Origin of the sequence: Streptomyces sp. NPDC002138, assembly GCF_040296485.1 — a bacterium.
Classification (GTDB): Bacteria; Actinomycetota; Actinomycetes; order Streptomycetales; family Streptomycetaceae; genus Streptomyces.
The window spans coordinates 18,930-39,269 of sequence record NZ_JBEOXE010000055.1 but is presented as its reverse complement, the minus strand read 5'-3'; the positions used below and the strand labels follow the sequence as shown (position 1 = coordinate 39,269).

At 72.8% G+C, this 20,340-nt stretch carries 15 protein-coding genes; 4 read left to right on the top strand and 11 right to left on the bottom strand.

The window, feature by feature from the left end; all coding sequences use genetic code 11:
* Window positions 1-401: 401 nt before the first annotated feature.
* Entirely contained in the window at window positions 402-2,927 is a 2,526-nt protein-coding gene (locus ABT084_RS28760; RefSeq protein ID WP_351049854.1) for an ATP-dependent Clp protease ATP-binding subunit, read from the top strand.
* Window positions 2,928-3,010: 83 nt separating this feature from the next.
* Here ABT084_RS28760 and ABT084_RS28755 read toward each other — a convergent pair whose 3' ends face one another.
* A complete protein-coding gene (locus tag ABT084_RS28755) occupies window positions 3,011-6,055 on the bottom strand; it encodes an NACHT domain-containing protein (RefSeq protein ID WP_351049852.1) in 3,045 nt (1,014 codons plus the stop codon).
* A 366-nt stretch (window positions 6,056-6,421) separates the two neighbouring features.
* Here ABT084_RS28755 and ABT084_RS28750 point away from each other — a divergent pair, with 366 nt between their 5' ends.
* A complete protein-coding gene (locus ABT084_RS28750) occupies window positions 6,422-7,027 on the top strand; it encodes a M23 family metallopeptidase (RefSeq protein ID WP_351049851.1) in 606 nt (201 codons plus the stop codon).
* A 36-nt stretch (window positions 7,028-7,063) separates the two neighbouring features.
* On the opposite strand, the gene ABT084_RS28745 is transcribed toward ABT084_RS28750, so the two are convergent.
* The 7 genes from ABT084_RS28745 to ABT084_RS28715 form a co-directional block, all read right to left on the bottom strand.
* Window positions 7,064-8,272, bottom strand: a complete 1,209-nt coding sequence (locus ABT084_RS28745; RefSeq protein ID WP_351049848.1) for a LamG domain-containing protein — start codon at window positions 8,270-8,272, stop codon at window positions 7,064-7,066.
* A 70-nt stretch (window positions 8,273-8,342) separates the two neighbouring features.
* Complete coding sequence (cseC, locus tag ABT084_RS28740; protein WP_502969218.1) at window positions 8,343-9,764, bottom strand: two-component system sensor histidine kinase CseC; 1,422 nt, start codon at window positions 9,762-9,764, stop codon at window positions 8,343-8,345.
* Entirely contained in the window at window positions 9,653-10,363 is a 711-nt protein-coding gene (gene cseB, locus ABT084_RS28735) for a two-component system response regulator CseB (protein ID WP_351049844.1), read from the bottom strand. Before cseB ends, cseC begins: the two co-directional genes overlap by 112 nt.
* A gap of 25 nt (window positions 10,364-10,388) precedes the next feature.
* Window positions 10,389-11,009, bottom strand: a complete 621-nt coding sequence (locus ABT084_RS28730; protein ID WP_351049842.1) for a hypothetical protein — start codon at window positions 11,007-11,009, stop codon at window positions 10,389-10,391.
* A 32-nt stretch (window positions 11,010-11,041) separates the two neighbouring features.
* Window positions 11,042-11,602 carry a SigE family RNA polymerase sigma factor gene (locus ABT084_RS28725; RefSeq protein ID WP_351049839.1) on the bottom strand — a complete coding sequence of 187 codons (561 nt, stop codon included), beginning with the start codon at window positions 11,600-11,602 and terminating at the stop codon, window positions 11,042-11,044.
* A gap of 174 nt (window positions 11,603-11,776) precedes the next feature.
* Window positions 11,777-12,766 carry an iron-sulfur binding domain-containing protein gene (locus tag ABT084_RS28720; RefSeq protein ID WP_351049836.1) on the bottom strand — a complete coding sequence of 330 codons (990 nt, stop codon included), beginning with the start codon at window positions 12,764-12,766 and terminating at the stop codon, window positions 11,777-11,779.
* A 22-nt stretch (window positions 12,767-12,788) separates the two neighbouring features.
* Entirely contained in the window at window positions 12,789-13,400 is a 612-nt protein-coding gene (locus ABT084_RS28715; RefSeq protein WP_351049833.1) for a phosphatase PAP2 family protein, read from the bottom strand.
* Between the two features lie 169 nt (window positions 13,401-13,569).
* Between ABT084_RS28715 and ABT084_RS28710 the strand changes: the two genes are divergently transcribed.
* Window positions 13,570-14,397, top strand: a complete 828-nt coding sequence (locus ABT084_RS28710; protein WP_351049830.1) for a hypothetical protein — start codon at window positions 13,570-13,572, stop codon at window positions 14,395-14,397.
* 452 nt (window positions 14,398-14,849) lie between these two features.
* Here the strand turns inward: ABT084_RS28710 and disA are convergent, their stop codons facing one another.
* Window positions 14,850-15,974 carry a DNA integrity scanning diadenylate cyclase DisA gene (gene disA, locus ABT084_RS28705; protein ID WP_351049827.1) on the bottom strand — a complete coding sequence of 375 codons (1,125 nt, stop codon included), beginning with the start codon at window positions 15,972-15,974 and terminating at the stop codon, window positions 14,850-14,852.
* Between the two features lie 164 nt (window positions 15,975-16,138).
* Entirely contained in the window at window positions 16,139-17,548 is a 1,410-nt protein-coding gene (gene radA, locus ABT084_RS28700) for a DNA repair protein RadA (RefSeq protein WP_351049824.1), read from the bottom strand.
* A 199-nt stretch (window positions 17,549-17,747) separates the two neighbouring features.
* On the opposite strand from radA, the gene ABT084_RS28695 reads away from it, so the two are divergent.
* Entirely contained in the window at window positions 17,748-19,511 is a 1,764-nt protein-coding gene (locus ABT084_RS28695) for a BACON domain-containing protein (RefSeq protein ID WP_351049821.1), read from the top strand.
* Window positions 19,512-19,514: 3 nt separating this feature from the next.
* Here the strand turns inward: ABT084_RS28695 and ABT084_RS28690 are convergent, their stop codons facing one another.
* Window positions 19,515-20,333 (bottom strand): DUF3109 family protein, encoded by an 819-nt coding sequence (locus tag ABT084_RS28690; protein ID WP_351049819.1) that lies wholly within the window; start codon window positions 20,331-20,333, stop codon window positions 19,515-19,517.
* Window positions 20,334-20,340 lie beyond the last annotated feature (7 nt).

The following is a 20,340-nucleotide window of genomic DNA, read 5'->3' as shown; positions in this document are numbered from 1 at the left end:
GTAAACATCCGTAAGTCCGACCTCCCAAATTCGCGGCGGAAGTCTGTTCGCCCTTAGCGGAGGGACCGGGTGGTGTCGGCATGGAGTGTCCGTCCCAGCGGGTAAGACATCCCTAGTGGAGCGGGGCGAGATCGGGGTGACACCCTGATTTGAGAGGTCTCCGTTCGCCATCGGCGTACACGTGTGACGGGTATCTGCCTGGCCTGCGGGAACATCGTCTCGCACCATCGGGTTGGAGCAGTTGTCGGCTGTGTATGGCGGAGATTCCCCACCGAGTGGGGTGAGCCGCGGACGGATGTCGGCAGTTGGAATGAGCTGTCCCGCCCCGCGGGACTAGCATGCGGAAGGACAGGGCGGGGACCGACCCCGAACTGCCCGACCGCTCTGAGGAGCGATAAACGATGTTCGAGAGGTTCACCGACCGCGCGCGGCGGGTTGTCGTCCTGGCTCAGGAAGAAGCCCGGATGCTCAACCACAACTACATCGGCACCGAGCACATCCTCCTGGGCTTGATCCACGAGGGTGAGGGTGTCGCCGCTAAGGCCCTGGAGAGCCTCGGGATTTCGCTCGAGGCTGTTCGTCAGCAGGTCGAGGAGATCATCGGGCAGGGCCAGCAGGCCCCGTCCGGGCACATCCCCTTCACCCCGCGGGCGAAGAAGGTCCTGGAGCTTTCGCTCCGCGAGGCCCTCCAGCTCGGCCACAACTACATCGGCACCGAGCACATCCTGCTCGGCCTGATCCGCGAGGGCGAGGGCGTCGCCGCCCAGGTCCTGGTGAAGCTGGGCGCCGATCTGAACAGGGTCCGGCAGCAGGTCATCCAGCTGCTCTCCGGTTACTCCGGGGGCGGCAAGGAAGCGGCCACGGCCGGCGGCCCGGCCGAGGGCAGCCCCTCGACCTCGCTGGTCCTCGACCAGTTCGGCCGCAACCTCACCCAGGCGGCCCGCGAATCCAAGCTCGACCCGGTCATCGGGCGCGAGAAGGAGATCGAGCGGGTCATGCAGGTGCTGTCCCGCCGGACCAAGAACAACCCGGTCCTCATCGGCGAGCCCGGCGTCGGCAAGACCGCCGTCGTCGAGGGCCTGGCCCAGGCGATCGTCAAGGGCGAGGTGCCCGAGACCCTCAAGGACAAGCACCTCTACACCCTGGACCTCGGCGCGCTCGTCGCCGGTTCCCGCTACCGCGGTGACTTCGAGGAGCGCCTGAAGAAGGTCCTCAAGGAGATCCGCACCCGCGGCGACATCATCCTGTTCATCGACGAGCTGCACACGCTCGTCGGTGCGGGTGCCGCCGAGGGCGCCATCGACGCGGCTTCGATCCTGAAGCCCATGCTGGCCCGTGGTGAGCTGCAGACCATCGGTGCCACCACGCTGGACGAGTACCGCAAGCACCTCGAGAAGGACGCGGCGCTGGAGCGCCGTTTCCAGCCGATCCAGGTGGCGGAGCCTTCCCTCCCCCACACGATCGAGATCCTCAAGGGCCTGCGCGACCGCTACGAGGCCCACCACCGCGTCTCCATCACGGACGAGGCCCTCGTGCAGGCGGCCACCCTGGCCGACCGGTACATCTCGGACCGCTTCCTCCCGGACAAGGCGATCGACCTGATCGACGAGGCCGGCTCCCGGATGCGCATCCGCCGGATGACCGCGCCGCCGGACCTCCGCGAATTCGACGAGAAGATCGCGAACGTCCGTCGCGACAAGGAGTCGGCCATCGACTCCCAGGACTTCGAGAAGGCGGCTTCCCTCCGTGATTCGGAGAAGCAGCTGCTGGCGGCGAAGGCCAAGCGCGAGAAGGAGTGGAAGGCCGGCGACATGGATGTCGTGGCCGAGGTCGACGGCGAGCTGATCGCCGAAGTCCTCGCGACCGCGACCGGCATTCCGGTGTTCAAGCTGACCGAGGAGGAGTCCTCGCGGCTCCTGCGCATGGAGGACGAGCTCCACCGTCGCGTCATCGGCCAGAAGGACGCCATCAAGGCCCTTTCGCAGGCGATCCGACGGACCCGCGCGGGTCTGAAGGACCCGAAGCGTCCCGGTGGCTCGTTCATCTTCGCCGGTCCGTCCGGTGTCGGTAAGACCGAGCTGTCCAAGACGCTCGCCGAATTCCTCTTCGGCGACGAGGACGCGCTGATCTCCCTCGACATGTCGGAGTTCAGCGAGAAGCACACGGTTTCCCGTCTCTTCGGTTCGCCCCCCGGCTACGTGGGCTACGAAGAGGGCGGCCAGCTGACCGAGAAGGTCCGCCGGAAGCCGTTCTCCGTCGTCCTCTTCGACGAGGTCGAGAAGGCCCACCCGGATATCTTCAATTCCCTGCTGCAGATCCTTGAAGACGGTCGCCTGACCGACTCCCAGGGCCGCGTCGTGGACTTCAAGAACACGGTCATCATCATGACGACCAACCTGGGTACGCGGGACATCTCGAAGGGCTTCAACCTGGGCTTCGCGGCTCAGGGCGACACCAAGACCGGATACGACCGGATGAAGGCGAAGGTCAACGAAGAGCTCAAGCAGCACTTCCGGCCCGAGTTCCTCAACCGTGTCGACGACACGGTCGTCTTCCACCAGCTCACGCAGGAAGACATCATCCAGATCGTCGACCTGATGATCGCCAAGGTGGACGAGCGCCTCAAGGACCGCGACATGGGCATCGAGCTCAGCGGTGACGCGAAGCAGCTCCTGGCGAAGCGCGGTTACGACCCGATCATGGGTGCGCGTCCGCTGCGCCGCACGATCCAGCGCGAGATCGAGGACATCCTCTCCGAGAAGATCCTCTTCGGTGAGCTGCGCCCCGGTCACATCGTGGTCGTCGGCGTGGAGGGTGAGGGCGAGACCGCCAAGTTCACCTTCCGCGGCGAGGAGAAGTCCGCACTGCCGGACGTCCCCCCGATCGAGGCCACGGGCTCCGGCCCGGACCTGAGCAAGGGCGCGTAGCGCTTTCGCTCTCGCTTGAGTGGCGGTACGAAGGGGCGGGCCCGGAACCGGAAGGTTCCGGGCCCGCCCCTTTTCGTATCGGGTCAGGACCAGAGGTCCGGCGGGACGTCCGTCAGCCCGGGAAACAGGCGGGTGACCAGTTCCTCGTTCTCGGCGGAGCGGTTCAGGGGGCGGCCGAGGCCCGCCCGTAGCATCCGGACCGAGGGCAGAGACAGTCCCGCGGGAGCCTGCGACAGAGCCAAAGGCGGGACGGTCAGCGTGTCCAGGTGTTCCAGGGAAGCGATTTCCTCCCAGGCTGAAGGCCCATTGATCCACCCGGGTCCCAGGGCCAGGTTCCGCAGCTCCCGGTGACGGCTCAGGCCGTGCAGTTCCATGATCTGGGCCGATACATGCACATGGCGCAGTTCGAGCGAGTGCAGGGCCGCCCCGGGAGCGATCCGGTCGAGGGACCAGTCGCATGGGTGCCCGTACAGTCGCAGTTCGACCAGATCCGTCCAGCTTTCGGTCACCTTGCCCAGGGGGAGGTACTTGTATGGGTCCAGCGAGACGGTTCGCAGCGGGAGGCCGGTCAGGCCCCTCAGGTCGCGCAGCGCGCTGCAGCCGGGCAGGTGGAGCGATCGGAGCGGGCTGTACCCGCGCAGGAACTCCATATCGGTCATCAGCGCGTTGCCCTCGACGATCAGGTCGTCGACCGGGTGACGACGCAGGTACGAGTGGAGGGCCCGCTCGGGGAGGTCGCCGGCCACGTGCAGGGTCGGGCCCGGGCTGATCGCGGCGAGGGCGTCCAGCTCGGCCTCGTTCCGCACCGTGATGTGCACGGAGGCCGGACCGATCCGGGTGAGGACGTCCTGCGCGTAGGGCCGGGGATCGAAGTGGTGCCACAGCGCCGTCAGCTCGCGGCGGACGTCCCTGGAGGGCTGCGCGGCGTACCGGGCCAGGAAGGGGATCGCGAGGTCCGAGCCGGTGGCGCCGGCCGCCACGACAGTGAACAGGGCGGTGTCCTCGGAGTCCACCGCCTCCGGGCCCGGCAGCAGGTCGAGGACGAGCGGGCCGACCCGGCCCAGGGCCCGGGCGGCCGCGGTGTCGCGCGGCGGCACCAGCTCCGCCGCCGCCGCGATCACGCGGCCGCGCAGCTGCGGGTCCAGCTCCGCCGCGTGCTCCAGGGCGGCGAAGGCGAGCAGCACCGCGCGCTGCGAGCGGCCCCGGTCCAGCAGGGCCCGGATGATCTCGGCGCGCTCCCGGGGCCGGGCCTGGGCCACGGCCATCCGGATCACGTCCTCCCACTGGTCGTCCTCGGCATGCCCGGCCAGCTCCCCGAGACCGCCCTCGTCCAGGGCCGCCCGCGCCCCCAGGAAGTCCTGGAAGGTGCGGTGCACGAACTCCACGGTGGTCGCCGAGGGCGCCCGCAGCAGGCCCGTGCGGTCCAGGAAGTGCTGGAGCACCGCCCCTGCGTTCCCCAGGACCCGGGCCACCTCCGGTACGGCCGGCAGCGCGTCCGCGAGCAGGGCCTCGGCCCGCTCTCGGTCCAGTTCGGTGCGGCCGTTGCGGATCAGCCAGTACGCGAGCCGCTGGAGGAGCTGGAGCTGCGGCTCCTCGCCCATCTCGGGCACGCGCAGCTGCCGCTCCCGGTCGCGCCGGTGCAGCAGCATCGAGAGCGCCGCTGCGTACAGCTCCTTGCGGCCGGAGGGCAGGAACCCGCGCCGCTCCCGGTGCAGGGCGCAGATCAGCCCGCACAGCAGCGGGTTGGTCGCGAGCCGGGCCAGGTCGCGCGTGGTGCGCAGGGACTCCAGGAGCTGGTCCCGGTAGCCCTCCAGGGCGGCGTCGGCCTCCGCGTGCTCCGGGTCCCCGGAGGCGGCGGCGGTGTGCCATCGCCGGACGAACTCGGCGACGCTGTGCGGGGACATGGGTGCGAGGGACAGCTCGCTGAACTCCGCCTCGGCGAGCCAGTCCTCCCGGACGGCGGAGGGCCGTGAGGTGACCAGCCAGCGGTTGCCCGGGTAGGCGTCTATGAGGTCGGTGAGCCAGGCGCGGGCCCCGGCGCGCTCGGCCTCGGGGATCTCGTCGATCCCGTCGACCAGCACCAGGGCGCGCCCGGCGGTCAGCACCCGCCCCTCCCAGCCCGGCGGCTGCTCCCCGGCCAGCGGGGACCCGACGGCGGCCAGGAAGTCCCGGGGCGCGGGCAGCGCCCTGCCGTGCCGGGTCAGGGTGCGCAGGGGCAGGACGTAGGGGACCAGGCCGTGCAGGGGGCTGTCGGCGGGGCCCGTGGCGGCGGTGACGGTCAGCCACTGGATCAGGGTGGTCTTGCCCGAGCCCGCCTCGCCGCGCAGCAGCACCCGGGACTGGGGCCGCGGGGTGCGCGACGGGCCGGGGGCGGGCAGGTGGCGGGCCCAGAAGACGTTCGGGTCGGCGAAGGCGGAGGCGGACCCGTGCCGGGTCAGCTCCAGGCTCATGTACGCCGCGTCCAGCGGCCATTTCGCGGTACCGGGCGCGAGGTCGATCCCGTAGATGGTCAGGGTGCCGTGCTTGCGGGCGACCTGGGCCAGATAGCGGGTCTCGAAGTCGGTGTCGCGGGCGAGCGGGCGGGGGACCCGGTCGAGCAGCTCGTCCGTCTTGCCGGTCAGCTCGCCGAGCGCCCGGGACTGGGCGACCAGGGTGGCGGCGACGAAGGTGGAGCGCCGCGTGAAGAAGTCCAGGATGTGCCGGCAGAGCACGCCGAGCAGGCGCTCGTAGAAGAGCTCGGCGTCGGCGGAGAGCCCGAGGTAGGGGGCCTGGGCGCGGAGCAGCGCGGCGAAGGCCTCGTGGCCGAGGCGGACCGCCTCCAGGTCCGTGAGGGTCACCCCGCCGAGCCCGTCCAGGGTCGCGGCCAGCGCGGCGGCCACCCCGGCCTCCTCGCCGGGCGGCAGCGGGCGCTCGCCGGGGGCCCGTAACGCCTCCTCGACGATCCGCTCGGCGAGTGTGAGCACGTCCGCCGGGCCCAGGGTCCGTTTCTCCCGCAGCGCGACGTACGCGGAGACCCGTACCGGCCGGTCCACCAGGCCGGCGCCCGCCCCCTCCGCCTGGAAGAGCTTCTTCAGCAGCGGCGTCACCACGCCCGCCGCCAGCCGCATTCCCGCCACCGATGGGTCCACGAGGCGAGAGCGTAGTGGCGGCGGCCCGCGCCCGGAGCCGAAACGGTCGGTCAGGGGTCCTGGACCGGTGACAAGCGGCACAGGGCAAATCGGACGTACTACGGGGATTCGTAGACGTCAGGGGCCCTCCGGGAGGCTCCGATCCCCAGCAAGGACCCGGTCAACAGGCCTGAGAGCCCGCTCCGCCACTACGAGGCGCGGTAGTAATCGGGTGGTTTGGGAAGTCCGCCCGGCCCGGGTTACCAAGGTGGAGCAGCCCGGCACACCGCTCAGCGTGCCGGGTCGTCCCATGCCCACCAGCCCATGGCCTGCCGGTCGCGCTTCACCGCGCGTGCCCAGCCGTCGTGTCCCCGGAGGTCCCGTCCCATGTCGAAGAGCCCCAGTACCCACCGCATCCGCACCGCCGTCCTCGCCACCGGGCTCGGAGCGGCCGTGGTGTTCGGCGCGGGTACCGCCGCCTTCGCCGACGAGACGCAGACCGCCCTGACCGGCACTGCGGCCCTGATCGAGGCCCAGGCCACGGCGCAGGCCGCGGCCGGCGCCGGCAAGGCGGCCGCGTGGGAGGCGCCCGTGGCGTCGTACACGCTGTCCGCGACCTTCGGCAAGGGCGGCAGCCTGTGGTCGCACAAGCACTCCGGCCAGGACTTCGCGGTGCCGATCGGCACCAAGGTCCACGCCGTGCACGCCGGTGTCGTCGTCAAGGCGGGCCCGAACGGCGCCGGTGACGGTCCGGCCTACGGCAACGCCGTCGTGATCAAGCACGCCGACAAGACGTACTCGCAGTACGCCCACCTGTCGAAGATCCAGGTGAGGGTCGGCCAGCAGGTCACCGCCGACCAGCAGATCGCCCTGTCCGGCAACACCGGCAATTCCACGGGCCCGCACCTGCACTTCGAGATCCGCACCACCCCGAACTACGGCTCCGCGGTCAACCCGGTGTCCTTCCTGCGCCAGGTGGGCGTGACCCTCTGAGACGAGGCCCGGGCATCCCCGCGGCCGGTCAGCTGATCAGCTGATCAGCCACGAGTGCGTCGGCTTGACCTCGCTCTTGCCGCCCTTGACGGCTCCCACCTGCGCGGCCGTCAACGCGCTGTCCCAGACGCGGATGTTGTCCATCGCGCCCGCCCACGGGCCGGCCCAGATGTCGTGGTGGCGCGCCCGGCCCAGCTGGATCGCGCCCGGGGCCGCCCAGATCCCGGCCGCGACCGGCACCTCGCCGGCCTGCTTGCCGTCCACGTACAGCTTGATGGTCTTCGTGGTGGCGTCGTAGGTGCCGGTCAGCATCGCCCACGCGCTCGCGGTCTTCAGCCCGTCCGAGGCGACCTGCGAGGTGGTGGCCTCGGCTCCGTCGGTGCCGCTCTGGACGCGGAAGACCCATGCGCTCTTGCCGTTCACGGTGTCGTGGCCCAGCTCGAACGCGTACGAGACCCCGTCGCCCTGGCTCACCGCCATGTGGGTGCCGCTCTTGGCCGAGGTGTAGACGCGCGCCGAGACGCTGAAGCTCTTGGTGGTGTCCACGGCCTGCCCGGCGCCCTGGGCGTAGGAGTTCGCGTTGTCCTTGAAGCGGACCTCGCCCCGCTTGGTGCCCGCGCCCTGCTCGGCCTGCGGGCCGAGCGCGATGTTCGTGGAGCCGGTCCGGTCCCGGAGCAGAGTGGCCTGGCCCGGCACGGTGTGCGGATCGTCCCAGGCGGGCTCGCTCGAGGAGGGCGACGGGCTCTGCGAGCCCTCGGCCACCGGCCCGGGCTTCGGGTCCTCGCCGTCGGAGCCGTTCATGAACCACAGGGTGCCCGCGGCGGCCACGGCGCAGACGGCGACCGCCGCGGATATGACGATCAGGCGGCGCTTGCTGCGCCGGCCCGCGTCGGAGCGCTCCGCCATCGCCTGCCAGTCGGGCTGCGGCGCGGGGGTGAAGGCGGGACCGGGCAGCGGCTGCTGCTCGGGCGCGGGGAAGCCGTCCTGCGAACCCTGCGGGTAGCCGCCCGGCGGGTACGGGCCCGGCTGGACGGGGTCCTGCTGGTACGGGTTGGGCTGCCCGCTCTGCGGATAGCCGTACCCGCCCGGCGCGGGCGCCTGGGGATAGCCGTACCCGGCCGCGCCTCCCGGCCCGCCCGCCTCCGGGGCCGACGGATAGCCGTAGCCACCGTTCCCGTTCCCGGTGCCGCTCGCGTTCGCGGGGCCGGGCTGGGGGCTGTTCGGGCGATCCGTACCGTCAGTCATGGCACGGATGTTAAAACATCGACGGCCCGGCCAGACAGGCCGGAGGGCAGCTGGACCGCGCGGGAGGGGCTCAGCCCGGCAGCTGGATGACCGGGAAGCTGCCCGTCGCCGTCGGCGCGTGCTCCGGCAGCCACAGCACCGCCACCGCGCCCGCCGCCGCGCCCTCGTGCTCAACTCCGCCCGGAGCCGCGACGTTTCGGAACGTGAGCCGGGCGCCCAGTACCCGCGCCTGACCCGCCGCGATCGTCAGGCCCAGCCCGTGTCCCACGCCCGCGCGGTCCGTCGAACCGGTCCGGAACCGGCTCGGCCCCTCGCGCAGCAGTGCCTCCGGGAAACCGGGCCCGTGGTCCCGCACGCGCACGACCCGGCCCTCGACGTCCACCTGGATCGGGGGGCGCCCGTACCGCGCCGCGTTGGCGAGGAGATTGCCCAGGATCCGCTCCAGGCGCCGCGGGTCCGTGTTCACGATCTCGTCCGCCACGATCCGTACGGTCGCCTCCGGCATCAGCGACGCCACCCGGCGGCCGACGAACTCGCCCAGCGCCACGTCCTGGAGCTCCGCCCGCTCGGACGCGCTGTCCAGCCGGGCCACCTCCAGTACGTCCTCGACCAGCACCCGCATCGCCTGCGCCCGGTCGCGCACCAGCTCGGTCGGCCGCCCCGGCGGCAGCAGTTCCGCGGCCGTGAGCAGGCCCGTCACCGGGGTGCGCAGCTCGTGCGCGATGTCCGCGGTCACCCGGCGCTCGGCCTCCAGCCGCTGCTGGAGGGTGTCCGCCATGGCGTCCACGGCCCGCGCGAGGTCGTCGGTCTCGTCCCGGACCACCCCGCCGACCGCGTCGCGCACCCGCACCTGGGGATCACCGAGCGCGACCCGCCCGGCGGCCGCGGCCGCCTTGCGCAGCCGCCGGGAGATCTGGCCGCCGATGAGGACGCCGAGGGCGGAGCCGCCGATGACGACCGCGAGCGACCCGACGACCAGGGCCCGGTCCAGGTCCTTCAGCATGTTCGCGCTCTGCTGGAACGGCGAGTGCAGCGACAGCACCTGTCCGTTGCCGAGCGGTACGGCGGCCCAGACCTCCGTGACCCCGCTCGCCTTGTCCTGGACGTAGGTGCCGCGCCGCCCCGAACGCGCCTTCTCCCGCAGGTCGGCCGGCAGTTCCGGGTCGTTGAGCTTGGCGCCCATGAACGGCTTGCGCCCGGACTCGGCGTTGCGCGAGATGAACTGCACGCGCTCCAGCTGGGCGTCGCGCGCGCTCTCCAGCATCGACACCCGGGCAGCGCTGTGCACCACCAGGCTCAGCGCGAGCGCGGTGAGCGCGCCCACGGCCGCGATGGCGAGGGTGATCTTCCAGCGGATGCCGGTGCGGAAGGTGAAGCTCCTCATGCCTTCAGCTTGTATCCGAAGCCCCGGACCGTCTCGATCCGGTCCTGTCCGATCTTGGTGCGCAGCCGCTGGACGTGGACGTCGACGACCCGGGTGTCGCCGCCCCAGTCGTAGTCCCAGACCCGCTCCAGCAGCCGGTCCCGGGACAGGACGGTGCCGGGAGCCGAGGAGAACTCCAGCAGCAGGCGCATCTCGGTCGGGGTCAGTGCCACCGACGCCCCGGCCTTGCGGACCTCCATGCCCTCGGTGTCGACTTCCAGGTCGCCGAAGGACAGCACGCCGCGCTCCCCGTCCGGGTCCCCGTCGGAGCCGGAGCCTCCGCCGTTCGGGCCGCCCGCGTGACCGAAGCGGCGCAGGACCGCGCGGATGCGGGCGACCAGGACCGAGCCGTCGAAGGGCTTGGTGACGTAGTCGTCGGCGCCCGCCTCCAGGCCGAGCACCACGTCGATCGAGTCGGCGCGCGCCGACAGCATGATGACGGGAACGGTCGACTCGTCGCGGATCCGGCGGCAGAGGCTGACGCCGTCCATGCCGGGGACCATCACGTCGAGCAGCGCGATGTCCGGCCGGTCCGCCCGGAAGGACTCCAGGCCGGACAGCCCGTCGGGCATCGCGGTGACCACGAACCCGTCGCGCTCCAGCGCCAGGGTCGTGGCCTCACGGATGACGTCGTCGTCCTCCACGAACAGCACGTGGGTCTCGGCCATACCCGTCCGCCTCAGTTCTCGGTTCTCAGTTCTTCGGTGCTGTCACGGCCGGGGCGGGCTGGTTCCCGCCCCCGACCACGTTGCTGTACTCCGAGTGGACGCGGTCGTGCTCGGTGAACCTCTCGCCGTTCCAGCGGTAGGTGATCACGTCCTCGCCGGTGGCGTACGCCTCGGTCTTGACGTAGATCGGCTTGCTCACCACCAGGTCGCCCCGGTCGATCTCCGCGTAGACGGGCGGCGCCTCGTCCGAGAACACATTCTCGTACTTCGCGCCGTCCTGCTTGTACACGTAGGTGCCCACGCCGATCGCGTCCGCGCAGGACAGGATGTTGACGACCACGTCCGGCTCGGTGCCCCCGGTGACCTTCCCGTAGCTGACGTCGACCGGATATTCCTTGCCCGAGCAGGGCTTGAGGTCCTTCTTGACCGCGTCGCTGACCTTCGGGTCGCCCTTCACCAGGGCCACCACGTCCTGCACCTTCTTGAAGGCCGCCGAGGGGGAGGGCTGCCCGGCCGGGGTGGGCGGCGCGGTCTTCGACACGGACTCGGTGCGCGCCGGGCCGCCGTCCCGCAGCCCGGTCCCACCGGTGGAGCAGCCGACCGCGAACAGCACAGTGCCGACGAGGATGACCATCCCCGTCGACATCAGTACCAGCGGGCTCCTGCCCCGGAGGCCTGTTAGGCCGCGCACCGCTCCCGCCCCTCGTACCGCGTGGTGTGGTCACCGCGTTCCAGCGCGCGCATGTCCAGGTCCCGGCTCTCCAGCTCCTGGCGCAGGCGTGCCAGGGCACGGTGCAGCGTGCTCTTCACGGTACCGGCCGACATGCCGAGCGCCGCGGCCGTCTCCTCGGTGCTCATCTGTTCCCAGTGTCGCAGCACGACCACGCTGCGCTGCTTGGGCGCGAGCACCTTCAGAATGTCCATCAGCAGGGCGCGGTCGGCGCGCTGTTCGGCGCCGTCCTCGACGCTGGCGTCCGGGAGCTGCTCGGTGGGGACCTCTTCGAGCTTGCGGGCGCGCCACCACTCGGTCCGCGTGTTGATCATGACGCGGCGCAGGTAGGCATCGGCGAGGGACTTGTCGGCGATGCCGTCCCAGCGGCCGTAGGTGCGGACGAGGGCGGTCTGCAGGAGGTCCTGCGCGTCGGTGGGGTCCGGGACCAGGCGACGGGCACTGCGCAGCAGCGCGTCCTGCCGAGTGCGTACGTACTCTTCGAATTCGAGTACCTCGCCGTGCGCCATCTCAGACCGCCTCCGCCCGTTTACCGCTCTTCGCCCTGCGCTTCTGGAACCGAAGGTACGGAGCGGTTGTCACGGCACTGTGCGGGTCAGCCTTCGGTGGGAACACGGCTGTCCATAGGTTGTGTAACAGCGCCCGTGAGCTGGGGTTTCACCGACACAAACGGAATGCGGGCGTCAGCCGAGCGGGAGCCGGTAGGCGGTCGCGAGCGCCGCTCCGGGGCCTCCCTCCTCGCCCCCCAGCGGCTCGACGAGGCCGTCGGCCACCAGCCCGTCCAGCGCCCGCGCCCGCTGCACGGGCTCGTCCCACACGGCGTCCAGCGCGGCCCGCGGGACCGGCCCGGTCGCCTCGCGCAGCACGGCCAGCAGCCGGCCGCGCACCTGCCGGTCGGTACCGGCGTACGTCTGCCCGCGCCGCGGCGGACCCTCGTGGGGCGGCTTGCCCGCCAGCCTCCAGGCGCACAGCCCGGCCACCGGGCAGCGCGCGCAGTCCGGGTTCTTCGCGGTGCACACCAGCGCGCCCAGCTCCATGGAGGCCGCCGCCCAGCCGGCCGCCGTCTCCTCGTCCTCGGGCAGCAGCGCGCGGGCCAGGCGCCGCTCGGCGGCGGTGGTGGCGTTCGGCGGGTACTCGACGCCGGTCGCGGTCCGGGCGAAGACCCGGCGCACGTTCGTGTCGAGCACCGCGTGCCGCTGTCCGTAGGCGAAGGAGGCCACGGCCGCCGCGGTGTACTCGCCGATGCCGGGCAGCGAGAGCAGCCGGTCGTGCTCCCTCGGTACGTCGCCCCCGTGCCGTTCCGTTATGGCGACGGCCGCGCCGTGCAGCCGCAGCGCCCGGCGCGGATAGCCGAGGCGGCCCCAGGCGCGGACGGCCTCACCGGGCGCCTCGGCGGCCAGATCGGCCGGGCGGGGCCAGCGGGCCAGCCACTGCTCGTACACCGGCAGCACCCGGGCGACCGGGGTCTGCTGGAGCATGAACTCGCTGACCATGACGCCCCAGGGGCCGGCTTCGGGGCGACGCCAGGGCAGGTCGCGGGCGTTCTCGCGGAACCAGGCGATGACGGGGGAGTGCAGCGCGCGGGCGGTCTCGGCGCCGGGTGCGGCGGGCGCCTCGGACGGCACCTCGGACGGCGTCTCGGACAGGGCGGGGGATTCGGGGGATGCAGTCATGGCAAGGGCATCCTGGCACGATTCACCCCTCGGGCGCGGGCCCCGGACCGGTGAACAGGACGGCGGCGCGGACCCCGCTGGTCCGCGCCGATCGGATGATCCGATGGATGGCGCCGGTGAGCGCGAGGACCACCAGGACGCCCACCGAGGCCCCCAGCAGCAGGCCCATCGCCACGTCGTGCGGGTAGTGCACGCCGACGAAGACCCGGGAGAAGGCCATCAGCAGCGCCAGCGGCACGGTGAGCAGCGCGAGCCGGCGCACGGCCAGGGCGAGCGCGACGGCGGCGGCGCCCGCGATCACGGAGTGGTTGCTGGGGAACGACCAGTCGCCGGGCGCCGGGCACCTGACCAGCGGGGCGAGCGCGCCGGGGACCGCCCGGCAGGGCCGGTCCTCGTGCACGGTGGCCTTCACGGCCTCGGAGGCGACGTACGCGGCGGCGGTGGCGAGCGGCGCGAGGACGGCCAGGGCCACCGCGCGGTCGCCGCGGGTCCGGGCGCGCCACCACACGAGCACGAAGAGCAGCCCGAAGACGAGCAGCCCGTTCTTCGTCCAGATCTCGGCGAGGTGCTGCACCCAGCCGGGGGTGGAGTGCGCGAAGCCGGTGATGTCGCGGTAGAGGTCGGAGCTGTCCATTCGCCCGACAGTACGCAATACGGACCAATCGCGGCATCAGCCCCTGGCTCGCCCCTTGGTCCTGATGGCCCTCCCCGGTCGGCGCAGCGGGATGATCATCGCCAAAACGTGCCGGATGTGCGGCATGTGGGGCACGGATCGCGCCCCGGACTCTCGTAAAGTTCCCTCCGTGGGATCTCTGCGCAATCCGGTCGGGCCGCTCCCCTCCTCCATCTACTGGCGACGGAGGGCCGTTCTGGCGTCCGTCGCCGCGCTGCTGGCGCTCCTCGCCGTATGGACCGTCAGTTCCGGTGGGGGCAAGACCAGTCAGAACGGCAAGGGGGGCGGCGGGCCGCACCCCGCTGCCTCGATCACCCCCGGCGCGCCGGGATCCGGGCCGGCGATCAGTCAGGCCCCGGGCGGGCGCGACGAGTCGGGCGCGGGCGGTGCGACGGGCGGTGACCACGGCGGTACGGCGGCGGGTGCCGGTGCGGGTGGCGCGGGTGCCGGTGCGGGTACCGGTAAGAACGGCGAGCCGGGCGGGGCCGGTTCGGCCGGTGCGGGCGGTGCGTCGTCCTCCGGTCCCGGCCAGGTCCCGGCGGACTCGCCGCTTCCCACGTGTGCGCCCAGTGCGCTGCAGTGGGAGGTCCGGAGCACCAAGAACGAGTACGAGCCGAGCGAACGCCCCCGTCTCGAACTCCTCGCGCGCAACGTCTCCGGCACCACGTGCAAGGTGGACCTCGGCCCCAAGCAGGCGGTCCTGAGCATCACTCAGGCGACCACGGGCAAGTCCGTGTGGTCCTCATCGGACTGCCCGACGGGAGCGGGCAACCTCTTCTACCGGCTGCCGGCGAACGGCGAGACGACGCAGGTCCTGGAATGGGACCGGAAGTTCAGCGCGCCGTCCCAGTGCCAGACGCCTCCGGCGGGGAGTGCGGTGGCCGACACGTACGTGGTCGAGGTCAAGTCTCCCGGCATGCCGGTGGCCCGCACGTCGTTCGTCCTGAAGCAGGACTGACCCCGGGCCCTGCCCTCAATCGCCGGGCAGGCTTGATCGGGCTGGGCGCGGCGGATCGGGTGGGTGCCCTCAATCGCCGGGCGGGCTGGATTTGGTTGCGGTCGCCCGAGCCTGCGCGGGCTGAGTTGGGCGGACCCACCGACCCGCCCCCGCCGGGCGGTACGGCGCGGTCCCACCCCCAGCCCCGCCGGCGTTTGAGGCGCCCCCGGAGGGCGGGCGGCCCGCGGGTCGTGGACGGGGCCGGGCCGCTCCCGCCGGGCGGGTGTGGCGCGGGTCCACTCCCAGCCTCGCCGGCGTTTGAGGCGCCCCCGGAGGGCGGGCGGCCCCGCAGGTCGCGGACGGGGCCGGGCTGCCCCCCGGGCGGGCCGCAGGGTGCGGGCGGGGCCGGGCCGCTCCCGCCGGGCGGGTGTGGCGTCGGGCCACTTGGGGCGGGCGGGGCGCAGAGGCGTCGGCTAGACGTACCGTTCCAGGATCGAGGACTCCGCCAGCCGCGACAGCCCTTCCCGCACGGACCGAGCCCGCGCCTCCCCGACCCCGTCGACGGTCTGCAGGTCGTCCACACTGGCAGCCAGCAGCTTCTGCAGCCCCCCGAAATGCTCCACGAGCCGCTCGATGATCGCCCCCGGCAGCCGCGGCACCTTCGCCAGCAGCCGGTACCCGCGGGGCGACACGGCCGAGTCCAGGGTCTCGGGCGAGCCCGTGTACCCCAGCCCCCGCGCCACCGTCGCCAGCTCCAGCAGCTCCGCGTGCGTGAGGGAATCCAGCTCGGCCAGCGCCTCGTCCACCGTGCGGGAACGCTTCGCCGTCGGCTCCGGCACGTAGTCCCGGATGACCAGCTCGCGCTCCTGCTCGATCCCGACCGTCAGCTCGTCCAGCTGGAGCGACAGCAGCCGCCCGTCGGTGCCCAGCTCCACCACGTACTCGGCGATCTCGGTCGCGATCCGCCGCACCATCTCCAGCCGCTGCGCGACCGCCGTGACGTCGCGGACCGTCACCAGGTCCTCGATCTCCAGCGCCGACAGCGTGCCCGCGACCTCGTCGAGCCGCAGCTTGTACCGCTCCAGCGTGGCCAGCGCCTGGTTCGCCCGGGACAGGATCGCCCCGGACTCCTCCAGCACGCGCCGCTCGCCGTCGACGTACAGCGCGATCAGCCGCATCGACTGCGAGACCGACACGACCGGGAAGTTGCACTGCTTGGAGACGCGGTCCGCGGTCCGGTGCCGGGTGCCCGTCTCCTCCGTGGGGATCGACGCGTCCGGCACCAGCTGGACGCCCGCCCGGAGGATCTTGGTGATGTCCTTGTCCACGATGAGAGCCCCGTCGAGCTTGCACAGCTCGCGCAGCCTGGTCGCCGTGAACTCCACGTCCAGCACGAAACCGCCGGTGCACATCGCCTCGACGCTCTTGTCCATACCGAGAACGATCAGACCGCCCGTGTTCCCGCGCAGGATCCGCTCCAGGCCGTCACGCAGCTGCTGACCAGGTGCGACCGCGCTGAGCGAGGCCCTCATCAGGGCCTCCTGCTTGCTGCCTGCGCCGGACTTCCCGGATGCTGCTGCCCCGTCCTTGGCTGCCACTGCACTCCTCCGGTCGCGGGTTGCGCCGCCCCGCACCACGGGCACATGGGAGTGCGTACGGCCGGGCGGACCAGCACAAAGTCTACCGGCGCGCGCCACACCCCCGCCGTGGCTTGGCCAGTACGCCCGCCGACCCTCCCCGGACGGGCCCCCTGACCAGCGCCTTACCCGCCGTCCTTGGCGGGGGTGCGGCTCCGGCCGCGCGGCAGCACCCGCAGCGCGTCCCCCATGTCGGCCACCTCGATGACCTTCATCCCCGCGGGCACCTTGCCCGGATCGGCCGGCACCAGGGCGTGCGTGAAACCGAGCCGGTGGGCCTCGGAGAGCCTGCGCTGTACGCCCGTCACCCGCCGCACCTCACCGGCCAGCCCGACCTCCCCGATCGCGACGAGGTTCTTCGGCAGCGGTACGTCGCTGGCGGCCGAGGCCAGCGCCAGCGCCACGGCCAGGTCGGCGGCGGGCTCGGTCAGCTTCACGCCGCCCACCGTCGCGGTGTAGATGTCGCGCTTGCCGAGGGCGGTGATCCGCCCGCGCTGCTCCAGCACGGCCAGCATCATCGAGACCCGGGAGGTCTCCAGCCCGGAGGTGGTCCGCCGGGGCGAGGGGATCTGCGAGTCGACGGTCAGCGCCTGCACCTCGGCGACCAGCGGCCGCTTGCCCTCCAGCGTCACCGTCAGACAGGTGCCCGGCACCGCCTCCGCGCGCCGGGTCAGGAACAGCCCGCTCGGGTCGGCGAGCCCGGTGATCCCCTCGTCGTGCAGCTCGAAGCAGCCGACCTCGTCGGTCGCGCCGTACCGGTTCTTGATGCCGCGCACGAGCCGCAGCCGCGCGTGCCGGTCGCCCTCGAAGCTCAGCACGACGTCGACGAGGTGCTCCAGCAGCCGCGGACCGGCGATCGCGCCGTCCTTGGTGACGTGGCCGACGAGCAGCGTGGACATGCCGCGCTCCTTGGACGCGCGGATCAGCGCGCCGGCGACTTCGCGGACCTGGGCCATGCCGCCGGGCGCGCCGTCGATCTCGGGGGAGGCGATGGTCTGTACGGAGTCCAGGATCAGCAGGGACGGCTTCACCGCGTCCAGGTGCCCGAGCACCGCCGACAGGTCCGTCTCGGCCGCGAGGTAGAGGTGGTCGCTGAGGGCCTTGATCCGGTCGGCGCGCAGCCGCACCTGGCTCGCCGACTCCTCGCCCGTGACGTAGAGGGTGCGGTGCTGCTCGCTCGACGCCTTCGCCGCGACGTCCAGGAGGAGGGTGGACTTGCCGACGCCGGGCTCTCCGGCGAGCAGGGCCACGGCCCCCGGTACGAGGCCGCCGCCGAGCACCCGGTCCAGCTCGTCGACCCCGGTGGAGCGGGCGGTCGCCTGGCGCCCGTCGACCTGGCCGATGGGCACGGCGGCGGTGGACACGCGGCCGGCCGCGGTGGTCCGCACGGCGGGCGCGCCCGTCTCCTCGACCGTCCCCCAGGCCTGGCACTCGGGGCACCGGCCGAGCCACTTCGCGGTGGTCCAGCCGCATTCGGTACAGCGGTAGGACGGCCGGTCCTTGGCGGATGAACGGGTTGTACGGGCTGCTGCCATGGCGCCAACGGTAACGGCCACCACCGACACCCCCGGCGGGGGCGGCCGCGAACGGCCGCGGACGGCCGCGTACGGCCACGGGGGCCGGCAGGGGCGGCGTCAGTGCGGCGGTCAGCAGCGACACGATCTTTTCACCCGTAAGGGCTAAAAGTGCTGAAGGCTTCCGGGCCGTCACCGGCGCGCCGCCTACGGTCACGAGGTGAACAGCAGAAACCAGACCGACCCCGCGACACGCACCGGCGCACACCGGGCGCACGGGCGCACGTTCCCCGAGGGGGAGCACGCGCCCCCCTTCCGTCACGAGCCGTACCTCGACGGCCTGTTCACGTACTGCCTGTCCGTCCTCTGCGACCACGACACCGCCACCGAGGTACTGGGCGAGGTACTGGCCGTGGCCGAGCGGCACCCCGGCCGCTGTCCGGACGAGGGCGAGCGCCGGGCCTGGCTCTACGCCCTCGCCCGCTGGGCCTGCCTGCGCAGGCTCGCCGAACAGCGGCGCACCCGGCACGCCCCGGGAGGCGCACACACCGCCCGGCGTACGCCCGCGCACACCGCGAGCGGTCACGCGCCGGGTCCGGAGCCCATGGACGCGCTCCTCACCCCCGGGGGCGCCGACGGCTCCGCGCCGCCGCCCGCGCCGCCCGCCGACACCCTCGACGTCAGCGCGTACCGCCGCACCGAGCTGGCCCGCCTCGCCTGGCCCGAGGCCGCCGGGACCACCCCCGAGCAGCGCGAGGCCCTCGAACTCGCCGTCCGCCACCGCCTGACCGTCAGCGAACTCGCCGCCGTCCTCGGCACCCCCGCCACCGCCGCCCGCGACCTGCTCACCGGCGCCGCCTGCGAGGTCGAGCGCACCCGCGCCGCCCTCGCCGTCGTCGAGACCGGCAACTGCCCCGCCGTCTCCCGGCTCACCGGGGACAGCCAGGTGCTGCTCTCCACCACGCTGCGCGCCGAACTCGTCCGCCACGTCGACGACTGTCCGCGCTGCCGCCGCGCCGCCGAACGCGTCGGCGCGGGCGCCCCCTGGCCCGGCTCCGGCGGCGTCGGCACGGGAGCCCTCCCGCTCGTCCCGGCCCCCCGCAGCGGAGTGCACACCGCGATGCTGCGCTCCGCCCGCGTCCGCGGCCGCGCCGGAGCCCCGCGGTTCGCCCGGACCGGCTTCCCCCTCGACCCCAAGGACCGCGCGGCCCGCCGCGACCGGATCCGGGCCCGGGCCGTCACCACCACCGTCGTCGCCACCGTGGTCGCGGCGCCGGTCCTGGCCCTCTGGGCCGCGTACCGGGGCGCCCCCAGCACCGGCGAGGCGGCCGGCGCCGCCGGCACCCGCATCTCCGCGAGCGAGCTGCAGATCCCGCCCCACGTGGACGGCCACCCCTACGCCGCCTACGAGAACGCGGGCAACACCCGCACCACCGGCGCCGAACCCCGCTTCACCGAAGGCAGCCAGGCACCGGACGTGTCCGTGGAGGTGATCAGCTCCGGCGCCCCGCCGAGCCCCACCGGATCCGGCGCCCCGGGCCGGCTCACCGTGAGCGCCGCCTCCAGCTCCGGGGTCACCTTCCTCGAGCTCACCGCGTCCGGTGGCGCCCCCGTCGACTGGCGGCTCTGGACGGACGCCCCCTGGCTGCGCGCGAGCCGTACCGCGGGCACGCTGGCCCCAGGAGAATCGGTCACCCTGAGGGTCACCGTGGATCCCGAGGCCCAGCCCGTGGGTGCCTGGACCGCCCGGGTCGGCGTGGACCCGAGCGGCGCGATGGTCTCGATCTCCGGACGCGGCCGCCCGGTCCCGCAGCCCACCCCGACCCCGCCCGCGGACCCGACGCCGACGCCGCCCGCGACGCCCACTCCGACCCCGACCCCGACGCCCCCCGCGACGCCCACGCCGAGCCCGAGCCCGACGCCGACCCCGTCAGAGGGAACGGTTTCCCCGACGCCGGACCCCGCCCCTTCCGCTTCCTCCTGAGAACTACTTCTTCTTGGCCGGCGGGTCCGCCGGGTGCGGGGCCATCGGCAGCGCCGACGCCAGCCGCGCCTCGCACAGCTTCACCAGCGCCTCGTAGCCCGGCGCGCCCATCAGCTCCGTCAGCTCGGGCCGGTAGGTCACGTACACCGGGTCACCCGCGCCGTGCGCGGACGTCGCCGATGTGCACCACCAGTGCAGGTCGTGGCCGCCCGGGCCCCAGCCGCGCCGGTCGTACTCGCCGATCGACACCTGGAGCACCTTGGTGTCGTCCGGCCGGTCGATCCACTCGTACGTCCGGCGGACCGGCAGCTGCCAGCACACGTCCGGCTTCGTCTCCAGCGGCTCCTGGCCCTCCCGGAGCGCCAGGATGTGCAGCGAACAGCCCGCGCCCGCCGCGAAACCGGGCCGGTTCTGGAAGATGCACGACCCTTCCCACCTGCGGGTCTGCCGCTCACCGTCCTCGTCCTTCTGCACCCAGCCCGTCTCGGTGCCCACGTCGTGGAACTGCCACAGCTCCGGCGTCAGCCGGGCCACGTTCTCGGCGACCCGCTTCTCGTCGTCCTCGTCGGAGAAGTGCGCGCCGAGCGTGCAGCAGCCGTCGTCCGCCCGGCCCGCCTGGATGCCCTGGCAGCCGCTGCCGAAGATGCAGGTCCAGCGGGAGGTGAGCCAGGTCAGGTCACAGCGGAAGACCTGCTCGTCATCGGCCGGGTCCGGGAACTCCACCCAGGCCCGGGCGAAGTCGAGCCCGACCTCGTCCGTCGCGCTCTTCTTGCCGGTCTTCTTGGGGGGCTTGATCTTGCTGGCCTTCTTCGTATTGGGCACAAACCCA

Coding starts and splice junctions, on each gene's coding strand:
- ABT084_RS28760 (WP_351049854.1), top strand. CDS start 402: ATGTTCGAGAGGTTCACCGACCGCGCGCGGCGGGTTGTCGTCCTGGCT.
- ABT084_RS28750 (WP_351049851.1), top strand. CDS start 6,422: ATGTCGAAGAGCCCCAGTACCCACCGCATCCGCACCGCCGTCCTCGCC.
- ABT084_RS28745 (WP_351049848.1), bottom strand. CDS start 8,272: ATGACTGACGGTACGGATCGCCCGAACAGCCCCCAGCCCGGCCCCGCG.
- cseB (WP_351049844.1), bottom strand. CDS start 10,363: ATGGCCGAGACCCACGTGCTGTTCGTGGAGGACGACGACGTCATCCGT.
- ABT084_RS28730 (WP_351049842.1), bottom strand. CDS start 11,009: ATGTCGACGGGGATGGTCATCCTCGTCGGCACTGTGCTGTTCGCGGTC.
- ABT084_RS28725 (WP_351049839.1), bottom strand. CDS start 11,602: ATGGCGCACGGCGAGGTACTCGAATTCGAAGAGTACGTACGCACTCGG.
- ABT084_RS28720 (WP_351049836.1), bottom strand. CDS start 12,766: ATGACTGCATCCCCCGAATCCCCCGCCCTGTCCGAGACGCCGTCCGAG.
- ABT084_RS28715 (WP_351049833.1), bottom strand. CDS start 13,400: ATGGACAGCTCCGACCTCTACCGCGACATCACCGGCTTCGCGCACTCC.
- radA (WP_351049824.1), bottom strand. CDS start 17,548: ATGGCAGCAGCCCGTACAACCCGTTCATCCGCCAAGGACCGGCCGTCC.